Source organism: Kitasatospora sp. NPDC001683, assembly GCF_053596495.1.
Window position 1 is genome coordinate 53,253 of sequence record NZ_JBSFGK010000014.1, and the last position, 21,639, is coordinate 74,891.

Annotated in this window: 17 protein-coding genes; 3 read left to right on the plus strand and 14 right to left on the minus strand. The window is 72.8% G+C overall.

Going from position 1 to position 21,639, the window contains the following annotated elements; translation table 11 throughout:
• Window positions 1-6: 6 nt before the first annotated feature.
• From ACWCYO_RS10355 to rsmI, 8 genes are all read right to left on the minus strand, one after another.
• Window positions 7-1,824, minus strand: a complete 1,818-nt coding sequence (locus tag ACWCYO_RS10355) for an ABC-F family ATP-binding cassette domain-containing protein (protein ID WP_270144632.1) — start codon at window positions 1,822-1,824, stop codon at window positions 7-9.
• A gap of 113 nt (window positions 1,825-1,937) precedes the next feature.
• Window positions 1,938-2,852, minus strand: coding sequence for a 4-(cytidine 5'-diphospho)-2-C-methyl-D-erythritol kinase (locus ACWCYO_RS10360; RefSeq protein WP_449783953.1), 915 nt, complete (start codon window positions 2,850-2,852; stop codon window positions 1,938-1,940).
• Window positions 2,849-3,727: a 16S rRNA (adenine(1518)-N(6)/adenine(1519)-N(6))-dimethyltransferase RsmA gene (gene rsmA, locus ACWCYO_RS10365; RefSeq protein WP_270144636.1), complete on the minus strand. Its 879-nt coding sequence runs from the start codon at window positions 3,725-3,727 to the stop codon at window positions 2,849-2,851. Before rsmA ends, ACWCYO_RS10360 begins: the two co-directional genes overlap by 4 nt.
• Window positions 3,728-3,755: 28 nt before the next feature.
• A complete protein-coding gene (locus tag ACWCYO_RS10370; protein WP_449783990.1) occupies window positions 3,756-4,211 on the minus strand; it encodes a Uma2 family endonuclease in 456 nt (151 codons plus the stop codon).
• A 4-nt stretch (window positions 4,212-4,215) separates the two neighbouring features.
• The gene (locus ACWCYO_RS10375) at window positions 4,216-5,094 is read right to left on the minus strand and encodes a TatD family hydrolase (RefSeq protein WP_449783954.1); all 879 of its coding nucleotides are present in this window, start codon (window positions 5,092-5,094) and stop codon (window positions 4,216-4,218) included.
• Window positions 5,094-6,713 carry a methionine--tRNA ligase gene (metG, locus tag ACWCYO_RS10380; protein WP_449783955.1) on the minus strand — a complete coding sequence of 540 codons (1,620 nt, stop codon included), beginning with the start codon at window positions 6,711-6,713 and terminating at the stop codon, window positions 5,094-5,096. Before metG ends, ACWCYO_RS10375 begins: the two co-directional genes overlap by 1 nt.
• Window positions 6,714-6,833: 120 nt before the next feature.
• On the minus strand, window positions 6,834-7,259 hold the full coding sequence (locus ACWCYO_RS10385) for a hypothetical protein (protein WP_405000657.1): 426 nt from the start codon (window positions 7,257-7,259) through the stop codon (window positions 6,834-6,836).
• A gap of 235 nt (window positions 7,260-7,494) precedes the next feature.
• Window positions 7,495-8,364, minus strand: a complete 870-nt coding sequence (rsmI, locus tag ACWCYO_RS10390; protein ID WP_270144642.1) for a 16S rRNA (cytidine(1402)-2'-O)-methyltransferase — start codon at window positions 8,362-8,364, stop codon at window positions 7,495-7,497.
• 106 nt (window positions 8,365-8,470) lie between these two features.
• Between rsmI and ACWCYO_RS10395 the strand changes: the two genes are divergently transcribed.
• Together ACWCYO_RS10395 and ACWCYO_RS10400 are read left to right on the plus strand one after the other, a co-directional pair.
• Window positions 8,471-10,249, plus strand: coding sequence for a dolichyl-phosphate-mannose--protein mannosyltransferase (locus ACWCYO_RS10395; protein ID WP_449783956.1), 1,779 nt, complete (start codon window positions 8,471-8,473; stop codon window positions 10,247-10,249).
• A gap of 208 nt (window positions 10,250-10,457) precedes the next feature.
• Window positions 10,458-12,215 carry a penicillin-binding transpeptidase domain-containing protein gene (locus tag ACWCYO_RS10400; RefSeq protein ID WP_270144646.1) on the plus strand — a complete coding sequence of 586 codons (1,758 nt, stop codon included), beginning with the start codon at window positions 10,458-10,460 and terminating at the stop codon, window positions 12,213-12,215.
• A 78-nt stretch (window positions 12,216-12,293) separates the two neighbouring features.
• On the opposite strand, the gene ACWCYO_RS10405 is transcribed toward ACWCYO_RS10400, so the two are convergent.
• From ACWCYO_RS10405 to ACWCYO_RS10430, 6 genes are all read right to left on the minus strand, one after another.
• Entirely contained in the window at window positions 12,294-13,703 is a 1,410-nt protein-coding gene (locus ACWCYO_RS10405) for a glycosyltransferase 87 family protein (protein WP_270144647.1), read from the minus strand.
• Window positions 13,704-13,831: 128 nt separating this feature from the next.
• Window positions 13,832-15,409, minus strand: coding sequence for an amino acid permease (locus ACWCYO_RS10410; RefSeq protein WP_405000658.1), 1,578 nt, complete (start codon window positions 15,407-15,409; stop codon window positions 13,832-13,834).
• Window positions 15,410-15,566: 157 nt separating this feature from the next.
• The gene (locus ACWCYO_RS10415; protein WP_449783957.1) at window positions 15,567-17,075 is read right to left on the minus strand and encodes a penicillin-binding transpeptidase domain-containing protein; all 1,509 of its coding nucleotides are present in this window, start codon (window positions 17,073-17,075) and stop codon (window positions 15,567-15,569) included.
• A complete protein-coding gene (locus ACWCYO_RS10420; RefSeq protein ID WP_270144653.1) occupies window positions 17,075-18,436 on the minus strand; it encodes an FtsW/RodA/SpoVE family cell cycle protein in 1,362 nt (453 codons plus the stop codon). The genes ACWCYO_RS10415 and ACWCYO_RS10420 overlap by 1 nt, the downstream gene beginning before the upstream one ends.
• A gap of 175 nt (window positions 18,437-18,611) precedes the next feature.
• On the minus strand, window positions 18,612-19,295 hold the full coding sequence (locus tag ACWCYO_RS10425; protein WP_270144654.1) for an ABC transporter: 684 nt from the start codon (window positions 19,293-19,295) through the stop codon (window positions 18,612-18,614).
• Entirely contained in the window at window positions 19,292-20,140 is an 849-nt protein-coding gene (locus tag ACWCYO_RS10430; protein ID WP_270151043.1) for an ABC transporter ATP-binding protein, read from the minus strand. The genes ACWCYO_RS10425 and ACWCYO_RS10430 overlap by 4 nt, the downstream gene beginning before the upstream one ends.
• 174 nt (window positions 20,141-20,314) lie before the next feature.
• Between ACWCYO_RS10430 and ACWCYO_RS10435 the strand changes: the two genes are divergently transcribed.
• Complete coding sequence (locus ACWCYO_RS10435) at window positions 20,315-21,637, plus strand: VWA domain-containing protein (RefSeq protein WP_270144655.1); 1,323 nt, start codon at window positions 20,315-20,317, stop codon at window positions 21,635-21,637.
• Window positions 21,638-21,639: the final 2 nt, after the last annotated feature.

Here is a 21,639-nt window from a genome sequence, read left to right on the forward strand (position 1 = left end):
CGTAGCTCAGACCTGCTCGGCCAGCTCCAGCCAGCTCATCTCCAGCTCCTCCTTCTCGTCCCGAACGGCGCGCAGCTGCCCGTCCAGTTCGGCGACCTTGGAGAAGTCGGCGGCGTGCTCGGCGAGTTGGGCGTGCAGCTTGGACTCCTTCTCGTCCAGCTTGGCGATCTGCCGCTCGAGCTTCTGCATCTCCTTCTTCGCCGCCCGCAGGTCCCCGCCGGACAGCCCGGAAGCAGCGGCGGCCTCGACGGCGGGAGCAGCAGCGGTGACGGCCGGAGCAGCCGCGGCGGCCATCCGCGCCCGCCGCTCCAGGTACTCGTCCACGCCGCCCGGCAGCATCCGCATCTTCTTGTCGCCGAGCAGCGCGTGGACGACGTCCGTGGTCCGCTCGATGAAGAACCGGTCGTGGCTGATGACGACCATCGAGCCGGGCCAGCCGTCGAGCAGGTCCTCCAGCTGGTTGAGGGTCTCGATGTCCAGGTCGTTGGTCGGCTCGTCCAGGAAGAGCACGTTGGGCTCGTCCATCAGCAGCCGCAGCAGCTGGAGCCGGCGCCGCTCGCCGCCGGAGAGGTCGCCGACCGGCGTCCACTGCTTGTCCTTGCCGAAGCCGAACTGCTCGCACAGCTGCCCGGCGCTCATCTCCCGGCCCTTGCCGAGGTCGACCCGCGAGCGCACCTGCTCGACGGCCTGCAGCACCCGGGTCTCCGGGTCCAGTTCGGCGACCTCCTGCGACAGGTAGGCCAGCCGCACGGTCTTGCCGACCTTGATCACGCCGGAGGCCGGCTGGACGTCGCCCTCGGAGGCGTACGCGTCCCGCATGGCGCGCAGCAGCGAGGTCTTGCCGGCGCCGTTGACGCCGAGCAGGCCGATCCGGTCGCCGGGGCCGAGCTGCCAGGTGAGGTTCTCCAGCAGCAGCTTGGGGCCGGCCTTGACGGTGACGTTCTCCAGGTCGAAGACGGTCCTGCCGAGCCGGGCGTTGGCGAACTTCATCAGCTCGCTCTTGTCCCGGGGCTCCGGCACGTCCGCGATCAGGGCGTTGGCCGCCTCGATCCGGTAGCGCGGCTTGGAGGTGCGGGCGGGGGCGCCGCGGCGCAGCCAGGCGAGTTCCTTGCGGGCCAGGTTCTGGCGCTTCTGCTCCTCGACGGCCTCGATCCGGGAGCGCTCGGCGCGGGCGAAGACGTAGTCGGAGTAGCCGCCCTCGTACTCGTGCACCGAGCCGTGCTGGACGTCCCACATCCGGGTGCAGACCTGGTCGAGGAACCAGCGGTCGTGGGTGACGCAGACCAGCGCGGAGCGGCGCTTCTGCAGGTGCTGGGCGAGCCAGTTGATGCCCTCGACGTCGAGGTGGTTGGTGGGCTCGTCGAGGATGATCAGCTCCGGGGAGCCGAGCAGCAGCTTGGCGAGGGCGATCCGGCGGCGCTCGCCACCGGAGAGCGGGCCGATGACGGTGTCCAGGCCGTCGGCGAAGCCGGGCAGGTCGAGGCCGCCGAAGAGGCCTTCGATGATGTCGCGGATCCGGGCGTCGCCGAGCCACTCGTGGTCGGCGCGGTCGGCGATGACCTCGTGCCGGATGGTCGCCTTGGGGTCGAGCGAGTCGTGCTGGGTGAGGACGGCCGGTTCGAGGCCGCCGCTCCAGGTGATCCGGCCGCCGTCGGGCTCCTCCAGCTTGGCGAGCATCCGGATCAGGGTGGTCTTGCCGTCGCCGTTGCGGCCGACGACGCCGATCCGGTCGCCCTCGCTCACGCCCAGGCTCACCGCGTCCAGCAGGGTGCGGGTGCCGTAGACCTTCGTGACGGACTCGATGGTGGCGAGGTTGACGGCCACGTGTGCTGCGCTCCTGGGTTCGGCGGTCGCGGGGCGGGCCCAGCCCGCCCCTCTCTCGGGGACACCCCGATCACCCCAGCCTAATGGGCCAGCCGTGGCCCGGACGCCGGACCTCAGATCACCGAAGCCCCCGGCACCGGCCCGTACGTCGCGTGCGCGGCCCGGCAGGTGCCGGAGGCCAGCAGGGCCTCGGCGACGGCGGCGGCCGCCTCGGCGTCCTTGGCCAGGAAGGCGCAGGTCGGTCCGGAGCCGGAGACCAGGGCGCCGAGCGCGCCGGCCTCGGTGCCGGCCCGCAGGGTGGCGGCCAGCGAGGGGCGCAGCGAGAGCGCGGCGGGCTGGAGGTCGTTGGCGAGCGCGGCGGCCAGGGCGACGGCGTCGCCCTCGGCGAGCGCGGCGAGCAGGGCCGGGTCGGCGTCGGGCGTGGGCACCTGAACGTCGCTGGAGCCGGTGCCGGCGTCCTCCCGGAGCCGGTCGCACTCGCGGAACACGGCGGGGGTGGACAGGCCGCCGTCGGCGACCGCGAAGACCCAGTGGAAGGTGCCGGAGACGGTGAGCGGTTCCAGGATCTCGCCCCGGCCGCGGCCCAGCGCGACGCCGCCGAGCAGGGCGAACGGCACGTCGGAGCCCAGTTCGGCGGCCAGCTCCAGCAGCGTCTCGAAGGGCGTGTCGAGCTTCCACAGCGCGTCGCAGGCGACCAGCGCGGCGGCGCCGTCGGCGCTGCCGCCGGCCATGCCGCCGGCCACCGGGATGGCCTTGGCGATGTGCAGGTGCACGCCCGGGTCGGCGATCCCGTGGTGGGCGGCGAGCAGCCGGGCGGCGCGGGCGGCGAGGTTGCTGTCGTCGAGCGGGACGGCGTCGGCGTCGGGCCCGGAGCAGGACAGCGTCACGCCCTCGCCCGCGCTCGCCGTGACCTCGTCACCCAGCGCGACCGCGAAGAAGACGTTGGCCAGGTCGTGGAACCCGTCGGCGCGCAGTCCGCCGACCCCGAGCTGGACGTTGACCTTGGCCGGCACTCGTACGGTGATCACACGGCGTCCTTGGGCTTGTGCTCGGCGATCGCGGCGAACTGTTCCACCGTCAGCATCTCGCCGCGCAGCTTGTGGTCGATGCCGGCGGCCGCGAGGGCCTGCTCGGCCCCGGCCGCGGAGCCGGCCCAGCCGGCCAGCGCGGCGCGCAGGGTCTTGCGGCGCTGGGCGAACGCGGCGTCGACCACCGCGAACACCTCTTCGCGGCTGGCCGTGGTCTTCGGCGGCTCGCGGCGGATCAGCGAGACCAGGCCGGAGTCCACGTTGGGGGCGGGCCAGAACACGTTGCGCCCGATGGCGCCGGCCCGCTTCACGTCGGCGTACCAGTTGGCCTTGACCGACGGGACGCCGTACACCTTGTTGCCGGGCTTGGCGGCGAGCCGGTCGGCGACCTCGCTCTGCACCATCACCAGGGTCCGCTCGATGCTGGGGAAGGTCGCCAGCATGTGCAGCAGCACGGGCACGGCCACGTTGTACGGCAGGTTGGCGACCAGCGCGGTGGGCGCCGGGCCGGGCAGCTCGGTGACCTCCATGGCGTCGCTGAACACCAGGTCGAAGGAGTCCGCCTTGCCGGGCATCCGGGCCGCGACGGTGTCCGGCAGGTGCTGGGCGAGCACCGGGTCGATCTCGACCGCCGTGACGTGCCGCGCCACCTCCAGCAGCGCCAGCGTCAGCGAGCCGAGCCCCGGCCCGACCTCCACCACCGCGTCCTGCTCCGTCACCTCGGCGGCCCGGACGATCCGCCGCACGGTGTTGCCGTCGATGACGAAGTTCTGCCCGCGCTGCTTGGTCGGCTTCACGCCGAACGCGGCCGCCAGCTCCCGGATGTCGGCGGCGCCCAGCAGGTGGCTGTCAGGGGTGGGGTCGGTGGTGCTCACGCGCCAAGGATACGGGCGCGGGAGGGGCTCACAGTTCGACGACCTGGGCGAGGTCGATCTCCACGGGGTACGGCACCGAGGTCCGGAGCACGCCTTCGTGCTGGGCGACGGGCAGGTAGACGCCCTTCTCCTCGTCCCGGTGGAACTCGTGGACGACCGGGAGGTCGTCCAGGCCGCGCTCGACCCGCCAGTAGCAGGGGATGCCCTTCTCGGCGTACTGGCCGGGCTTGCGGAAGCGGTCAGCGGCCCGTGTGCCGTGCGACACGACCTCGACGGCGAGAGCCACCGCCTCAGGCGGAACGCACTCCAGCTCGAAGGCGTCAAGACCGGTCTTGTCGAACACGACAACATCGGGCTTGGTCGTGTTGTCCTTGTCCAGCAGCACACAGCGCTCGACATTGGCCGCGTACGGCGAGACCCGCGCGGCGCGGAGAGCCGAGTACAAGTGCCGAACCGTTTCCTCGGAATCAGGAATCCGTTCGATCTGCTCAGTACCCGAAGGCCCGGGCCGTGTTCTCGGCGATGGCCGTGGACAGCTCGTCCTCGTGCAGCCCCAGCGTCGCCGCCATCGAGCGGACCGTGACCGGGATCAGGTACGGCGCGTTGGGCCGCCCCCGGTAGGGGTGCGGGGTGAGGAACGGGGCGTCGGTCTCGACCAGGATCCGGTCCAGCGGGGTGGCGAGCAGGGCGTCGCGCAGCGGCTGGTTGGCCTTGAAGGTGACCGGGCCGGCGAAGGAGAGGTACCAGCCCTGCTCGGCGCAGACCTTGGCCATCTCGGCGTCGCCGGAGTAGCAGTGGAAGACCGTGCGCTCCGGGGCGCCCTCCGCCAGCAGGACGGCGATGACGTCCTCGTGGGCGTCGCGGTCGTGGATGACCAGCGCCTTGCCGTGCCGCTTGGCCATCTCGATGTGGCGGCGGAACGACTCCTTCTGGATCTCCACGCCCTCCGGCCCGGTGCGGAAGTAGTCCAGGCCGGTCTCGCCGACGGCGAGCACCTGGGGCAGGGCGGCCAGCGCGTCGATCTCGGCGAGCGCCGCGTCCAGCGCCGCCTGACCACCCGCGGGACGCTGCTGCCCGGACCACCCGTCCGGGTCGCCGAGGAAGATCCGCGGCGCCTCGTTGGGGTGCAGGGCGACGGCCGCGTGCACCTGCTCGTACTGCGCCGCCAGTTCGGCGGCCCAGCGCGAGCCGGGCACGTCGCAGCCCACCTGGACCACCGTGGTGACCCCGACCGAGGCGGCCCGGGCGAGCCCCTCGGCCGGGGTGCCGGCCTGCATGTCGAGGTGGGTGTGCGAGTCGGCCACCGCCACGGCCAGGGGTTCCGGCAGCGGCGGCGGGGTCGACCGGTCGTCGTCCTTGGCGGGCATCAGGAGGCCGGCTTCTCTTCCAGGCGCGGGAACAGGATCTCGCCCTTGGTGACGGTGGCACCGGCGGGCAGCCGGCCCCAGTCACCGGCGGTGGCGACGGGCTGCGCGGCGAGCGCGCCGAGGCCCTCGGCGGCGCCCAGCGAGGCCCACAGCTTCTCGGCGGTGGACGGCATCACCGGGTTGAGCAGCACGGCGGTGCCGCGCAGCGCCTCGGCGGCGGTGTAGAGGATGGTGGCCAGGCGGGCCTGCCCCTCGGCCGACTCGTCCTTGGCGACCTTCCACGGCTCCTGCTCGGTGAGGTAGCCGTTGACCTGCTTGACGAACTCGAAGATCGCCGCGAGGCCGCCGGCGAAGTCCAGCTCCTCCCCGATCCTCCGGTCGGCGAGCTCGACGGCCGTGCGCAGCCCGTCCGCGACGGCCTGCTCGGCGTCACCGTGCGCGGCCGAGACCGGCAGTGCCCCGCCGAAGTACTTGCCGACCATCGCGGCGACCCGGGAGGCCAGGTTGCCGAAGTCGTTGGCGAGCTCGGAGGTGTACCGGGCGGTGAAGTCCTCCCAGGAGAACGAGCCGTCCGTGCCGAACGGGATCGCCCGCAGGAAGTAGTAGCGGTACGCGTCCACGCCGAAGTGCGAGGTGAGGTCGGTGGGCGCGATGCCGGTCAGGTTGGACTTGGACATCTTCTCGCCGCCGACCATCAGCCAGCCGTTGGCGACGACCCGCTTGGGCAGCGGCAGGCCCGCGGCCATCAGCATGGCCGGCCAGATCACCGCGTGGAAGCGCAGGATGTCCTTGCCGACCAGGTGGACGGAGGCCGGCCACAGCTCGGCGAAGCGCTCCGGGTCGCTGCCGTAGCCGGCCGCGGTGATGTAGTTCTGCAGCGCGTCCACCCAGACGTAGAGGACGTGCTTCTCGTCCCAGGGCAGCGGGACGCCCCAGTTGAAGGTGGAGCGGGAGATCGAGAGGTCCTTGAGGTCCTGCTCGACGAAGCGCAGCACCTCGTTGCGGGCCGAGGCCGGCTGGATGAAGTCGGGGTTGGCGGCGTAGAACTCCAGCAGCCGCTCGGCGTAGGCGGAGAGCCGGAAGAAGTAGTTCTCCTCCTCCAGCCACTCGACCGGCCGCTTGTGCACGGCGCAGAGCTTCTCGTCCTCGGTGGCGCCGTCCAGCAGCTCGGCGGGGAGCTTGAACTCCTCGCAGCCGACGCAGTACGGGCCGGAGTAGCCGCCCTTGTAGATCTCGCCCTTGTCGTACAGGTCCTGGACGAACTCCTGCACCCGGGCGGTGTGCCGCTCCTCGGTGGTGCGGATGAAGTCGTCGTTGGCGATCTCCAGGTGCCGCCAGAGCGGCTTCCAGGCCTCCTCGACCAGCTTGTCGCACCACTCCTGCGGGCTGACGCCGTTGGCCTCGGCGGTCCGCATGATCTTCTGACCGTGCTCGTCGGTGCCGGTCAGGTACCACACCTTCTCGCCGCGCTGGCGGTGCCAGCGGGTGAGGACGTCGCCCGCCACGGTGGTGTACGCGTGGCCCAGGTGGGGACGGTCGTTGACGTAGTAGATCGGAGTGGAAACGTAGTACGCCGGGGCGCTCGCCCCGGTGGTGCTGTGGTCTGCAGTGGCCGCCATGGTCGGAAAGCTTAGTCGGGCGCGAACACACCCCTCGACCGCATTACCGCGGGGTGCGACGGGGCCGCCCGCCGCACTGCTCGCGGCGGGCGGCCCCGGGGGCGCTCCCCGGGCCGGCGGTCAGCCCAGCAGCCGCGACCAGAACCGGGCCCAGCGTCCGCGCGGCTTCTCGGGCCCGGACACCGGGGGCGCCCCGGCCGGCTCGGCGTGCGCCGGGTAGCCGGGAGCGTGCTGCCAGGGCTGGTCGGCGACGGCCACCCGGCCCTCGCGCATGATCCGGACGGTGTGTCCACCGCATCCGGGGCAGGTCGGCTTGAGCAGAGGTGACGGCACCCGGACACCGTTGGCGTGGTACTCGAACACGATGTGGCCGTCCTTGGCGACGTGGTGCTCGATGTCGTACGCCTGCTCCCAGCCGTACCCGCAGCGCAGGCAGGCGAAGGAGTAGGCCTCCCGTACGGTCTCGACGGGAATGTGCGCCCGCCCCGACAGGCCGGGGGCGCTCAGCGCGCTGCCACTGCGGGGGCTACCGATCATCTCACTCATAGCCTTCTCCCACTGCCCGTCGAGCACTCGCCCGGCTGGGTCTTTCCATTCCAGGAAATGCCCGGAGCGCACCGGCCGACGCCCTTCTTGTGAAGACTTGGATGCGGGTTGGGAAGTCCTATACGAAGGGCCTCCCGATGCCCGCCGGCCGCGACCGAAACTTCAGCTCAGCGGGTGTTTACCGGGGCCTTCCCTCCAAGGTACGACTCCCCGCCTACCCCGCAACCCCCGGAATTCACCCCTTTTCCGGAGCCCCTTCCGAAGCCTCCCTCTTGGCCGCCACGACGGCGTCGAAGACCTCCCGTTTGGGCACGGACAGTTCGACCGCGACCGCCGCGATGGCCTCCTTGCGCCGCTCCCCGGCCTCCTCCCGGACGGCCACCAGCCGGGCCAGCTCGGCCGGGGTCAGCTCCCGGGGCGCGGCCGGCGGCGCGCCCGCGACCACGACGGTGATCTCGCCCTTGACGCCCTCCGCCGCCCAGGCCGCCAGCTCGCCGATCGGCCCGCGCTTGACCTCCTCGTAGGTCTTGGTCAGCTCCCGGCACACCGCGGCCGGCCGCTCCGGCCCGAAGGCCTCGGCCATCGCCGCGAGCGCCTCGGCGATCCGGTGCGGCGCCTCGAAGAAGACCATGGTGCGCGGCTCGGCCGCGATCGAGGCCAGCTGCCGGGCCCGGTCACCGGTCTTGCGCGGCAGGAAGCCCTCGAAGGTGAAGCGGTCGACCGGCAGGCCGGACAGCGCCAGCGCGGTGAGCACCGCGGACGGCCCGGGCACCGCGGTGACCTTGACGTCCGCCGCCACGGCCGCCGCCACCAGCCGGTAGCCGGGGTCGGACACCGACGGCATCCCGGCGTCCGTGACCAGCAGCACCCGGGCACCGCCGAGCAGCGCCTCGACCAGCTCGGGGGTGCGGCCGACCTCGTTGCCCTCGAAGTAGGAGACGACCCGCCCGGCCGGGGTCACCCCGAGCGCCTGGGTGAGCCGGCGCAGCCGCCGGGTGTCCTCGGCCGCGATGACGTCCGCCGTGGCCAGCTCGGTGAGCAGCCGGGGCGGGGCGTCCGAGACGTCGCCGATGGGGGTGCCTGCGAGAACGAGTACTCCTGTCACGGGCCCCATCCTTTCACCCACGGGGTCGCCGGGGCTTTTGGTGACGATTCGGGCAGCTTCCGAGGGACCGCTCACACGTACGAGGAGCGCCCCTACGATGTGGCGGATGAACGGCGACACGGCGGCGCAGACGCCCACTGGTACGGACGACTCCGCGCAGGGCGGTGCCGGCCTGCCGTCCCCCCGCTCACCGGAGTCCCCCGTGGGCTGGCGGGAGCGCCTGGCCGGGTACGGCTACCGCGCTCTGCCCACCGGCACGCTCACCGAGCGGCTGGTCCCGCCGATGCCGGACGGCCCCGGGGTGACCAGGCCCGACGTGCCGCAGTCCCGGCTGCTACTGCGGCTGGGGATCTCGCTGCCGCAGGGCCTCTGGTACTTCCTGTGCCGCTGGTCCGGCTGGCTGGGCCCGATCGCGGTGGCGGTGTTCGCCGGGCTGCTGCGGTTCACCGACCTCGGCCGGCCGCACGCGATCATCTTCGACGAGACGTACTACGCCAAGGACGCCTACGCGCTCTGGCAGGGCGGCTACGAGATCAACTGGCCGGAGGACGCCAACACCACGATCATGACGCCCGGCGCGGCCGTCCCGTACCGGCCGATGGCCTCGTACGTGGTGCACCCGCCGGTCGGCAAGTGGATCATCGGCGCGGGCGAGCAGCTGTTCGGCATGAACCCCTTCGGCTGGCGGTTCGCGGTGGCGCTGCTCGGCACCCTGTCGGTGCTGATGCTGGCCCGGATCGCCCGCCGGATGTTCCGCTCCACCCTGCTGGGCTGCGTGGCCGGCCTGCTGCTCTCGGTGGACGGCCTGCACCTGGTACTCAGCCGGTCCGCCCTGCTCGACCTCATCGTGATGTTCTGGATGCTCGCCGCCTTCGGCTTCCTGCTGCTGGACCGGGACCGCACCCGGGCCCGGCTGGCGGCGCGCCTGGGCGGGGTGGCGGACCCGGCGTCGGCCCAGCGGCTCAACCTGGGCTGGCGCCCGTACCGGATCGCGGCCGGCGTGTGCGTCGGCCTGACCTGCGCCACCAAGTGGAGCGGGTTGTACGTCGCGGCGGCCTTCGGCGTGCTGACCGTGCTGTGGGACGTCGGCGCCCGCCGGCTGGCCGGCGCCCCGCGCCCGTACCTGGCGGCGCTGGCCCGGGACGTGGTGCCCGCCTTCGTGTCGATCGTCGTGGTCTCGGTGGCCGTCTACCTGACTTCCTGGTGGGGCTGGTTCGCCAGCAGCAACGCGCCCGGCCAGGGCGGCTGGGGCCGGGACTGGGCGGTCGGTCGCTCCACCGACTACCCGTGGATACCGGAGGGCCTGCGCGCCCTGTGGCACTACCACTCCACCGTCTACGAGTTCCACACCCACCTGAGCGACCCGCACACCTACCAGTCCAACCCGTGGTCCTGGCTGGTGCTGGGCCGCCCGGTGTCCTTCTACTACGAGTCCCCCAAGTTCGGCCAGGACGGCTGCACCGCCGCCGACTGCGCCCGCGAGGTGCTGGGCATCGGCACCCCGCTGTTGTGGTGGACGGCCGTGCTGGCGCTGGTCTACTGCCTGTGGCGCTGGGCGTTCCGCCGGGACTGGCGGGCCGGCGCGCTGCTGTGCGGCCTGGCCGCCGGCTACCTGCCGTGGTTCCTGTACCAGCAGCGGACGATCTTCCTGTTCTACGCGGTGGTCTTCGTCCCGTACCTGGTGCTCGCCGTGACGATGCTGATCGGTGCGCTGATCGGGCCGGCCAACGCCTCCCGGGACCGCCGGATCATCGGCTCGGCGACGGCCGGCCTGCTGGTGCTGCTGATCATGTGGAACTTCCTGTACTTCTTCCCGCTGTTCACCGGTCAGACCATCCCGCTGGAGGACTGGCGCAGCCGGATGTGGTTCAACACCTGGATCTGAGCCCGGCGCGGGGGCGGTGACTCGCCCGCTCGCCTCCACACCGTTCCCCCTGATCGTCCGCACCCGGTCCACGACACGTACCAGATCCGTCACAAGTCCCCGGCGTTTCGTCGGCGTCCTCATCCGCCCTGCCTAGGGTGGGTGGGTACCGCGTTTCCGGCCCCCGGCCGGTTGCGCCCGGCCGCGATACCCCTGGGGGATTTGCACCATGCGCAGTGGCGCGAAGATCGGCATCATCACCGGCGTGTCCATCGTCGTCCTCGCGGGCGGCGGCTACGGGGCGTACAGCCTGATGGGCGGCTCGGACTCCGGGTCGTCCGGCGACAAGAAGCCCCGCACGGTGGTCGCCGAACCGCCCTCGGCCGACCAGGCGGCGAACGGTGCGAAGGACTTCCTGGCCGCCTGGGCCTCCGGCGACATCGCGAAGGCGGCCTCGCTGACGGACGACCCGGCGACCGCCACCACCGCGCTGACCGCCTTCAAGACCCAGGTGAAGCCGAGCGCGCTGACCCTCACCCCGGCCGGCCCGGCCACCCCGCAGGCCTTCGCCTCGGCCACCGGCACGCCCGCCCCGGCCAAGCCCACCGGCGCCGCCTCGGCGACTCCGTCCGCGACCGGCACCCCCGGCGCGAGCGACTCGCCGTCCGCCACCGCCGGGCCGACCGGCGTGCTGATGGGCTTCAAGGCCCGCGCCGAGTTCGAGGGCACCAGCCGGGTCTGGGACTACAACGGCTTCCTGAGCGTCGTGAAGATGAGCGACAACACCCCGGCCGTGCACTGGACGCCCTCGGTGATCCACCCGCACCTGTCCGGCGCCGAGACGATCGCCACCCAGCAGGTCTTCGCCCCGCCGTCCACCGTGGTCGACCGCAACGGCAAGCCGCTGCAGGGCGCCTCGCTCACCCCCGCGCTGATGGCCACCCTGCAGGACAACGCCCGCAAGCTGCTGCCGCCGGACCCGAACAAGGACCAGGACGCGGGCAGCGCGGTGGTGATCACCGACCCCTCCGGCAAGACCGCTCCGGACAAGCTGTTCACCATCGTCGAGCCGAAGCCCGGCAAGCCGTTCAAGGTGACCATCGACAACACCCTGCAGGCCGCCGCCGAGAAGGCGATGACCGACCTGGGCGGCAAGTCCGGCTCCATCGTCGCGATCGAGCCGAGCACCGGCCAGGTGCTGGCCTTCGCCAACGCCCCGGCCACCGGCCAGAACCGGGCCTTCGCCGGCCTGCTCGCGCCCGGCTCGACGATGAAGATCGTCACCTCGACCGCCCTGCTGGAGGCCGGGCTCAACCCGGACAGCACGGTGGCCTGCCCGGAGAAGAGCAGCAACCCGGTGGCGATCCCGAACGACTTCCCGGGCGCCTTCCCGAACAACACGCTCCAGCAGGACTTCATGGCGTCCTGCAACACGGCCTTCATCAACCAGGGCCTGACCAGCCTCAAGCCGGAGACGCTCGCCGGCACCGCCAAGGACGTGTACGGCATCGGCCTGGAGTGGAAGACCGGCCTGCCGAACGCGGACGGCAGGATCCCGGCGAACCCGGGCAGCAAGGACGAGCAGGCCATGAACTACATCGGCCAGGGCAAGGTCCAGATGAACCCGCTGGCGATGGCCTCGATCACGGCGACCGTCCAGAGCGGCTCGTTCAAGCAGCCGATCCTGGTGGCCGGCCTGCCGCAGCAGCAGGCGGCCCGCCAGATCTCGCCGGACGTCGCCGCCAAGCTGCGCGCGATGATGAACGCCACCGCCGTCGGCGGCACGGCCAGCCAGGTGATGGCCGGGATCACCGACAACGCGGGCGCCAAGACCGGCTCCGCCGAGGTCCAGGGCGCGTCCACCACCAACAGCTGGTTCACCGCCTTCCGCGGCAACCTCGCGGTCGCCGCCGAGGTCCAGGGCGGCGGCCACGGCGTGGACGCGGCCGGCCCGGCCGTCGCCTCGCTGCTCAAGGCCGGCCACTGACCGAACCTACGGAGCCCGCCCTGCCGGGACGACAGGGCGGGCTCCGGCGCGTTCGGCAGGCCCTTCGACGAACCGGACTCAGCCCCGCGGCACGGCCGGCGCCGGTGCGTCCGGCGCCGGGCTCGGCGGCACCGGGCGGCGGCTGCTCCAGCGCCGGGCCGCCAGCCGGGGCCAGATCACCAGCACGGCCGGCAGCGCCAGGTACCCGAACCGCCCGGCCGGGGCGAGCGTGAAGGCGATCGCCAGCCCGGCGGCCAGCAGGTCGGCGGCGGCGATCGCGGAGACCGGCGGCCGGGCCAGCAGCCAGATCGCCACCCCGATCAGGGCCATGGTCATCAGTGCCAGCGAGACGGAGTGCCCGGTGGGCCCGAAGCCGGCCAGCACCTTGCCGGGCAGCGGGCTGCCGGCCGGGGTGCGGATCGCGGTCATCCCGAGCGGGAAGCGCACCACCTGGTCGCGCAGCGCCTGCGGCTGGGTCAGCACGGACGGCAGCAGCACCACGGTGCTCACCCCGATCCCGATCAGCGCGGTGCGGGCGGCGGGTCGGCGGCCGTACAGCCGCCACAGCAGCAGGACGGCCACCGGCAGGGCGGGCCAGGCGGTCCACTTGAGGGTGCAGGCGAGGGCGAGCACCAGCCCGGCGCTGACCGTGCGGTCCCGCTCGGCGAGCGCCATGGCCAGGCAGCAGACCCCGATCAGCGGCAGGTCCACCCCGCCGACCGCGAGGGCGAGCGCTATCAGCGGCGAGGCGGTGAGGACGGCCAGCGGCAGCAGCGGCGCCCGGTCGCGGGTGGGCCGCAGCAGCCGCCAGGCGGCCAGCAGGCAGACGACGAAGGTGAGCGCGAACCAGATCCGGGCGTCCCCGGCGACCCGGGCGAAGGCCGTGGAGTTGCCGAGCAGCTGGCGCGGCAGCCCGAACAGGGACATCGCCGGCAGGTACGGGTTGTAGTCGGTGACCACCACCGGGTGCGCGAGGTAGACGTCACCGGTGGTGAGCAGCAGGTGGGCCGAGCGTTCGACGACCATGACCTCGGACTGGTGGCGGCCGGTCACGGCGAGCAGTCCGAGCGGTGCCAGCACGGCTCCGAGCAGGGCGACCACGGCGGCGGCCTCGGCGGCGAAGCGGCGCGGCAGGGTGAGGCAGAGCAACCCCGCCACCGCGTAGGCGGGAGCCGCGACGAGGCCCCACAGTCGCTGGTTGGCCAGGTCGGAGACGAGCGGGAAGGCGGCGGCCCAGCCGGCCGCGATCAGGCAGCCGAGCAGCTGGACCCAGCGCAGCGAGGCGAGCCGGGTGGGATTCCACCGATCGAGCGTGGGTGGAAAGGTGCTCTCGACACGCTGTCGGGGGAACGGCCGGGTCGAGGAGCCCCTCGGTGGCCGTCCCGGTCTGGACGGCGGTTCGGCGCTGATGGTCTGGGCCGGCGTTCTGGCGCGGCCGGTGAAGCGGCCGCGCGGGCGGGAGTAGCCGGGCGTGCGGGTGCTCACCATGGAGGAAGGTTATGGGTGCGGGCCGGGCCCTGTCGCCACCGCGTCGGGCGGTTGGTGGGGGTTTACGCGCGTAGGGCCGCCCGGTGTCGTACCTGGCGGCGGCCCTTCACGATTGGGTAACGGCCCGGTCAGCCGACCTCGGTCTCGACCGGGAGGGCCTGCTGCGCGGCCCGCTCCAGCCGGGAGTGCTTGATGCTGTAGCCGAAGTAGACGGCCACGGCGACGACGAGCGCGATCGCCCCGGCCCGGAAGGTGTCGGCGTGCAGCCCGGTGATCAGGTAGACGCAGAAGGCGACGCTGAGCAGCGGGACGACCGGGTAGCCGGGGACCTTGAAGCCGCGCGGCAGGTCGGGCTGGGTGCGGCGCAGGACGATCACGCCGATCGAGACCACCGAGAAGGCGATCAGGGTGCCGAGGCTGGTGATGTCGGCCAGGACGTCCAGCGGGATGAACGCGGCCAGCGCGCCCACGCCGACACCGACCGCCAGGGTGTTCCAGACCGGGGTGCCGGTGCGCGGGGAGAGCTGGGCGAAGCGCTTGGGCAGCATGCCGTCGCGGCCCATCGAGTACAGGATGCGGGTCTGGCCGTAGATCACCACGAGGGTGACGCTGAAGATCGAGATGATGGCGCCGACCGCGAAGATCATCGCGGGCCAGCCCTGGCCGGTGATGTCCTGCATGATCTGGGCGAGCCCGGCCTCCTGGCCGTCGAACTTCGTCCACGGCTGGGCGCCGATGCCGGCCAGCGCGACCAGGATGTAGATCAGGGTCACCACGACCAGCGAGATGATGATCGCCAGCGGCAGGGTGCGGCGCGGGTTCTTGACCTCCTCACCGGCGGTGGACACGGCGTCCAGGCCGATGAAGGAGAAGAAGATGCTGGACGCGGCCGTCTGCACGCCGCCGATGCCGAGCGGCATGAACGGGGTCAGGTTGCCGGAGTGGAAGCCGGTCAGCGCGACGCCGACGAACAGCACCAGGATGAGGATCTTGATCCCGACCATGGCCGCGTTGACCTTCGCCGACTCGCTGACGCCGCGGACCAGCAGGAAGCAGACCATCGCGACCAGCAGCAGCGCCGGCAGGTTGAACCAGTGCCCGTCGCCGGGGGCGCCGGAGAGCTGCTCGGGGATCTTGAACCCGAAGGCCAGGTCGAGGAACTTGTTCAGGTACTCGGCCCAGCTGACCGCGATCGCCGAGGCGGAGACGCCGTACTCCATCAGCAGGCAGATGCCGACCCCGAACGCGACGCCCTCGCCGAGGGTGGCGTAGGCGTAGGAGTACGAGGAGCCGGAGACCGGGATCGCGGAGGCCATCTCGGCGTAGCAGAGCGCGGTGAGTCCGGCGGTGACCGCGGCGATCACGAAGGACAGGATGACGGCCGGTCCGGCCGCCGGGACGGCATCCCTGAGCACGAAGAAGATGCCGGTGCCGATGGTGGCGCCGATGCCGATCGCGGACAGCTGCCAGAGGCCGATCGAACGACGCAGGTGGATGCCGGAGCGTCCGCCCTCCTCGGGTGCGCCGGCCGGAAGGCCGTGGCCCTCACTCTCCGCGATCAGGGTCGAGACGGGCTTGCGTCGCAGCAGACGCGCACCGAGGGTGTTGCTGGCCAAAACCACGGTCCTTCTAGGCGGGGGAGGGTGTCCTAGCGGCCGGTCACCCGAGGCACTGGGGGTGTCATCGGGGACCAACCGAACAAACATGGGACAGTACCCCGCGAAGACACCAGTGTCGCAAACAAACAATACCGATCAGCGCATTGTACGAAACGGCGCAGCAGACATAACAAACCGGACACTTCGCACCCGTTGCATCTCCGGTCGTTGCGCTAAACGTCCAGGTCAACGCACCTCATTGGCCTCAGCGGCCCAACACCGCCTGCATCACCGAGCGGGCGATCGGGGCGGCCAGGGCGCCACCGGTGACGTCCGTCGCGTCACTGTCCGCAACCACCACGGCCACCGCGACCGGCGGCACCGCGTCCGAGCCGGCCGGCTTGGCCCAGGAGATGAACCAGGCGTACGGCGTCCCGCTGTTGTCCACGCCGTGCTGGGCGGTGCCGGTCTTGCCGCCGACCACCGCCCCGGCGATCCGGGCGTTGCCGCCGGTGCCGTTCTCCACCACGTCGGTCATCAGCTTCCGCACCTGCCCGGCCACCGCCGGGGTCAGCGCCCGCCGGTAGACGGCCGGCTTCATCAGCTCCACCTCGGCGCCGTCGCTCCTGGTCAGCTTGTCCACAAGCTGTGGACGCATCACCGTCCCGTCGTTGGCGACCCCGGCCGCGACCATCGCCATCACCAGCGGGGTGGCCGCGGTGTCGAACTGCCCGATCGAGGAGAGCGCCAGCTGGGACGGGTCCATCGAGGTGTCCACGTTGGACCGGGCCGGGCGCACCGGCACGTCCAGCTTGGCGTCGTTGAAGCCGAAGCCCTCGGCCGTCGCCACCACCTTCGACAGTCCGGTCCGCACCCCGAGGTAGCCCAGCACGCTGTTGCAGCTGGCGGTCATCGCGGCGTCCAGCGACAGCCCCGGCCGGTCGCAGTCCGCGCTGTCGTTGACCAGCGGCGTGGTCGTCCCGGGCAGCACGTACGGGAAGGGCGCCCCGGTCGGCGCGGCCGGGTCGGTGACCACCCCGGCGGCCAGCGCCGCGGCGGCGGTGACCACCTTGAAGGTCGAGCCCGGCGGATAGGTCTGGCGCAGCGCCCGGTTGAGCATCGGCTGGTCGCTGTCGGTCCGCAGCCGGTTCCAGGCCATCTGGTCGGCGCCCGAGGAGCCGGCGAAGTCGCCCGGGTCGTACGAGGGGGTGCTGGCCAGCGCCAGGATGCGTCCGGTGGCCGGCTCGATCGCGGCCACCGCGCCCTTCTGGTCGCCGAGCCCGCGCATCGCGGCCTGCTGGGCCGCCGGGTCGATCGTGGTGTACACGTCCCCGCCGGGATCGTGCCGGCGGGAGACCGCGTCCCAGAGGGACCAGCCGGACAGCCGGCCGTCGGTACCGGTCAGCAGGTCGTCCTCGGTGCCCTCCAGCTGGCTGTTGCCGTACGTCTGGGAGGCGAAGCCGGTGACGGCGGCGTACGTCGGGCCGTCGGTGTAGCTGCGCTTGTAGGCGTACCGGCCGCCGGTGGGGCGGGAGCCGGTGACCGGCCGGGCGCCGACCAGGATGTCGCCGCGCGGCCGGGCGTACCGCTCGACGACGAGCCGCTGGTTGGCGCTGTTGTGGTCGAGGTCCCCGGCCTCGAAGACCTGCACCCGGGTGGCCTGCACGCACAGCGCCCCGACCAGCAGCAGGCAGAAGGTGGCCGCCCGGCGCCCGGTGACCGAGATCCCGGGCAGCCCCTGCGGGCCGTTGCCCTGCGGCCGGCTGCCCGCCATCACGGCACCTCCGGCGCGGGCGCGACCGGGGGAGCGGGCGCGGGCGCGGGCCGCCGGGCGTCGTCGCTCATCCGCACCAGCAGCGCCACGATGATCCAGTTGGTCACCACCGAGGAGCCCCCCTGGGCGATGAACGGCATGGTCATCCCGGTCAGCGGGATCAGCGCGAGCACCCCGCCCGCCACCACGAACACCTGCAGGCCGACGATCGCCGCCAGCCCGATCGCCAGCAGCCGCCCGAACGGGTCGCGCAGCGCGATCCCGGTCCGGAAGCCGCGCGAGACCAGCAGCGCGTACAGCAGGAACACCGCGATCAGCCCGGTCAGCCCGAGTTCCTCGCCGAGGGTGGCGAGGATGAAGTCCGACTTGGCGGCGAAGCCGATCAGCACCGAGTGCCCGTTGCCGAGTCCGGTGCCCAGCTCCCCGCCCCAGGCGAAGGCGAACAGCGACTGGGCGATCTGGTTGGCGCCCCTGCCCGCCGCGATCGAGCCCAGCGGGTCCAGCCAGTCCACCACCCGGCTGTGCACGTGCGGCGAGAGCCAGCCCACCGTCACCGCGCCGACCGCCGCCAGGCCCAGCCCGATCGCGATCCAGCCGGTGCGCGCGGTGGCCACGTAGAGCATCACCACGAACAGGCCGAAGTACAGCAGGGCCGTCCCGAGGTCGGTCTCCAGCACCAGCACCCCGACGAAGGCCGCCCAGATCAACAGCACCGGTCCGAGCACCCGCCCGCGCGGCAGCTGCCAGCGCCAGACCCGGCGGCCGGTGAGCGCCAGCGCGTCCCGGTGCACCGCCAGGTAGGCGGCGAAGAAGACCGCCAGCAGGAGCTTGGCGAACTCCCCGGGCTGGAAGGACAGCGGTCCGACCACGATCCAGATCCGGGAGCCGTACACCGGCGGGAAGAGGACCGGCACCACCAGCAGGACCAGCGCCACCAGCGCCCCGAGGTAGGCGTAGCGCCGCAGCCGCCGGTGGTCGCCCACCAGCAGCACCACGGCGATGAACAGCGCCACGCCCAGACTCGACCAGAGCAGCTGGGCGGCGGCGGCCTCGCGGCCCGGGGTGGCCCGGTCGAGGCGGTGGATCACCACCAGCCCGATCCCGTTGAGCAGCACCGCGATCGGCAGCAGCAGCGGGTCCGCGTACCGGGCCCGCCAGCGGACCACGCCGTGCGCCGCCAGCGCGAGCACGCCGAGCGCGACCCCGTACTGGGCGGCCTCGGCCGGCACCTCGCCGTCGAGGTCGACGCCCACCTCGACGTAGCCGAACACGGCCGTCAGGACGGCGGCCAGCACCAGCACCAGCTCGGTGGTGCGCCCGCTCGACACCGGCCGGTTCGGCCGGGCGGCGGATCTCGTCACGGCGGAGGGTGTCGCCACGGACCGTCCTGGGGGAGGCGGGGTTAGCCGGGCCGGGCGCCAATGCCCGGGTTCGTCACCCTAACGAGCGTTATCCGGCTGTATCGGCTCTTCGCTGCGGTGTGTCCGCAAATGCGCCACCGCGCTCGCGGCCCGTCCGCCTACGACCCGACGCCCCTCACTCCGGCCGCCGCCCGGCCAGCGCCGCCACCCCGGCCCCGCCCACGACGAACAGGGCGACGGCGAGCAGCAGTTCGCCCCAGGGCACGGCGAGCTGCCCGGTCCGGGCCGCCGTCACCACCCCGCCCAGCGCCGCGTTGGCCGGCGAGACGGGCACCACCAGCGCCGCCGCGGCCAGGCCCAGCGTCGCCAGGATGCCGTACGGCCCGCGGACCAGCACCGGACGGTTGCCCAGCGCCCCGGCCAGCACCCCCAGCAGCACGCACACCACCGAGGTCGTCAGCCCGGCCAGCACCGCCGGGCCGACCCCCGGATCCCGCTGCGCCCCCGGGTTGGCCACCGCCCCGCTGATCCACCACAGCACCGCCACCTCGCCCACCGCCAGCAGCAGGCCCACCGTCAGCGCCGCCAGCAGCGCGCCCAGGTGCACCCGTGCCGGGCCCGCCACCGCGACCAGGCAGGCCCGCGAGGCCGGCGGCTCGGCAGTCAGCGCGCCGCGCACGTACCAGGCGCTCACCGGCACCAGCAGCCCCGCGCCGTAGCCGAGCCCGCCCAGCAGCGGGTCCCCCGCCGTCACCCCGATCACCAGCAGCAGCGCGAACGCCAGGAACGGCGGCAGCCAGCCGTGCGAGCGCACCAGCAGCTCCAGGTGGTACCGGGTCAGCGCCCCGACCTGCCTCATCGCTCCTCCTCCCGTCGACGCACCGCCAGCACCCGTACGGCCGGGCGGCCGAGCAGCAGGCTCCGCAGCAGCGCGTCCGAGTGCGCGGCCGGCACCGCCAGCCGCACCGCCGTCCCGCCCAGCGCGGTCGCCTCCGGCGCGCCGGGCAGCCGCTCCGGCAGCGGGGCGCCGTCCGGGACGTCCACCTCGATCTCCATCACCGGCCCGCCCGGGTCCACGGCCTCCGGCGGCTCCTGCGCCGGACGCAGCCCGCCGTCCGCGCCGACCAGGTAGGCGGCGCTGGTCCGCCCCGCCAGCCGGGCCGGGTCGTGGTCCACGAACAGCACCGTGCCGCCCGCCGCCGCCCGCTCGGCCGCCGCCTCGTCCAGCACCGCCCTGGCCCCGGGATCCAGCCCGGTCCAGGCCTCGTCCAGCAGCAGCACCCGGGCCTCGGCGATCAGCGCCTGCGCCACCGCGACCTTCTGGCAGGTGCCCTTGGACAGCCGGCTCAGCGGGGTGCCCGCCCGGTCCGCGATGCCGAACCGGTCCAGCCACTCCCCGGAGCGCCGCCGGGCCACCGCCTCCGACAGCCCGTGCACCCGACCCACCCGCAGCAGGTACGAGGCCGCGTCGAACGGCAGCGCCGGCGGGAAGCGCTCCGGCACGTACGCCGCCGCCCCGGGCCGCACCACCCGGCCGGTGCTCGGCCGCTCGATCCCGGCCACCAGCCGCAGCAGGGTCGACTTGCCGCTCCCGTTCGCCCCGGCGATCCGCACCAACTCCCCCGGTCCTGCGGCCAGCTGGACGTCCCGCAGGATCCACCGGCCGCCGCGCCCGTACCGCTTGCCGACCGCGGTCAGCTCCATCCGCACGTCCGTCTCCCTCCGAACCGTACGAAGGCTATCCACCGCCGGTAAGACCGGCGTGAACACGGCGGTCGGCAATCGTCCTCCCGCGCGCCGGAGTTCACGCCGGGGCAGGCGGGTCCACCGTACGGTCCCGTTTGGCCTTGACGAACTGATGATCCCTAGGATCGCCGGGTGAATACCGGACGACGACCGAAGACCAGGCTCGGCAGCCTGCTGGCCGCCCTGGCGATAACGGGCGCCTCGCTGCTCCTCGGCCTGCCCGCCCACGCCGACGAACCCTCAGCCGGCGCCTCCCCCGCGCCCAAGGAGAACCCCAGGGTCGACCTGATCCTGGACGTCAGCGGCTCCATGAACATCGCCGACATCCAGGGCAAGAGCCGCATCTCGGTGGCCCAGAACTCGCTGAACGAGGTGATCGACGCCCTGCCCACGGAGACCGAGTTCGGCATCCGTACCCTCGGCGCCACCTACCCCGGCAACGACAAGACCGTCGGCTGCCAGGACACCAAGCAGCTCTTCCCGGTCGGCAAGACCAACAAGGTCGAGGCCAAGACCGCGGTCGCCACCCTGCGCCCCACCGGCTGGACCCCGATCGGCCTGGCCCTGCGCGGCGCGGCCCAGGACCTCGGCAAGGGCGAAGCGACCCGCCGGATCGTCCTGATCACCGACGGCGAGGACGACTGCGCCCCGCCCGACCCGTGCGACGTGGCCCGCGAACTCGCCGCCCAGGGCATCCACCTGGTGGTCGACACCCTCGGCCTGGCCCACGACGACAAGACCACCCAGCAGCTGATCTGCATCGCCAACGCCACCGGCGGCAGCTTCACCGACGTCCGCACCCCCCAGCAGCTCACCGACAAGGTGAAGCAGCTGGTCGACCAGAGCAACGACACCTACACCATCAACCCGGTCAAGACCACCGGCACCGACAAGTGCGAGAGCGCCCCGGTGCTCACCCCCGGCGTCTACAGCGACCGGGAGAAGTTCTCCGAGCACCGCGTCTACAAGGTCCCGGTCAAGTCCGGTCAGGAGCTGCGCGCCTCGGTCAGCGTGGGCCTCGACCGCGCGATGGCCCGGGACTACGGCGTGCTGCTCCAGGCCACCAGCGCCACCGGCCAGGAGCTCGTCCGCGGCACCGACGCCGGCAGCACCCGCACCGACGTGATCTCCACCGGCCTGCGCTGGTCCACCGACGACTCCAAGGGCTACGTCACCGCGAGCCCGACCGGCTCGGCCAAGGACAAGCCGGACACCACCGTCTGCCTGGTCGTCAGCAACTCGCTGGCCCCGCAGCCCGGCGTCCACACCGACCCCGGCATGCCGCTGGAGCTGACCGTCGACCTGGCCTCCGCCTCGCCCGCCCCCGAGGGCGCCGCGATGGGCCTCGGCCGCGGCTGGATCCTGCTGCTCACCCTCACCCTGTCCGGCCTGGTCTTCGGCCTGGTCGCCGGCTGGATCGCACGCTGGCGGATCGCCGTCTGGCGGGAGAACTGACC

Excerpts from the sequence above, each read along its gene's own strand:
- ACWCYO_RS10375 (WP_449783954.1), bottom strand. The coding sequence starts at position 5,094 with ATGCCCGCCAAGGACGACGACCGGTCGACCCCGCCGCCGCTGCCGGAA.
- metG (WP_449783955.1), bottom strand. The coding sequence starts at position 6,713 with ATGGCGGCCACTGCAGACCACAGCACCACCGGGGCGAGCGCCCCGGCG.
- ACWCYO_RS10385 (WP_405000657.1), bottom strand. The coding sequence starts at position 7,259 with ATGAGTGAGATGATCGGTAGCCCCCGCAGTGGCAGCGCGCTGAGCGCC.
- ACWCYO_RS10395 (WP_449783956.1), top strand. The coding sequence starts at position 8,471 with ATGAACGGCGACACGGCGGCGCAGACGCCCACTGGTACGGACGACTCC.
- ACWCYO_RS10400 (WP_270144646.1), top strand. The coding sequence starts at position 10,458 with ATGCGCAGTGGCGCGAAGATCGGCATCATCACCGGCGTGTCCATCGTC.
- ACWCYO_RS10405 (WP_270144647.1), bottom strand. The coding sequence starts at position 13,703 with ATGGTGAGCACCCGCACGCCCGGCTACTCCCGCCCGCGCGGCCGCTTC.
- ACWCYO_RS10410 (WP_405000658.1), bottom strand. The coding sequence starts at position 15,409 with ATGTTTGTTCGGTTGGTCCCCGATGACACCCCCAGTGCCTCGGGTGAC.
- ACWCYO_RS10415 (WP_449783957.1), bottom strand. The coding sequence starts at position 17,075 with ATGGCGGGCAGCCGGCCGCAGGGCAACGGCCCGCAGGGGCTGCCCGGG.
- ACWCYO_RS10425 (WP_270144654.1), bottom strand. The coding sequence starts at position 19,295 with ATGAGGCAGGTCGGGGCGCTGACCCGGTACCACCTGGAGCTGCTGGTG.
- ACWCYO_RS10430 (WP_270151043.1), bottom strand. The coding sequence starts at position 20,140 with ATGGAGCTGACCGCGGTCGGCAAGCGGTACGGGCGCGGCGGCCGGTGG.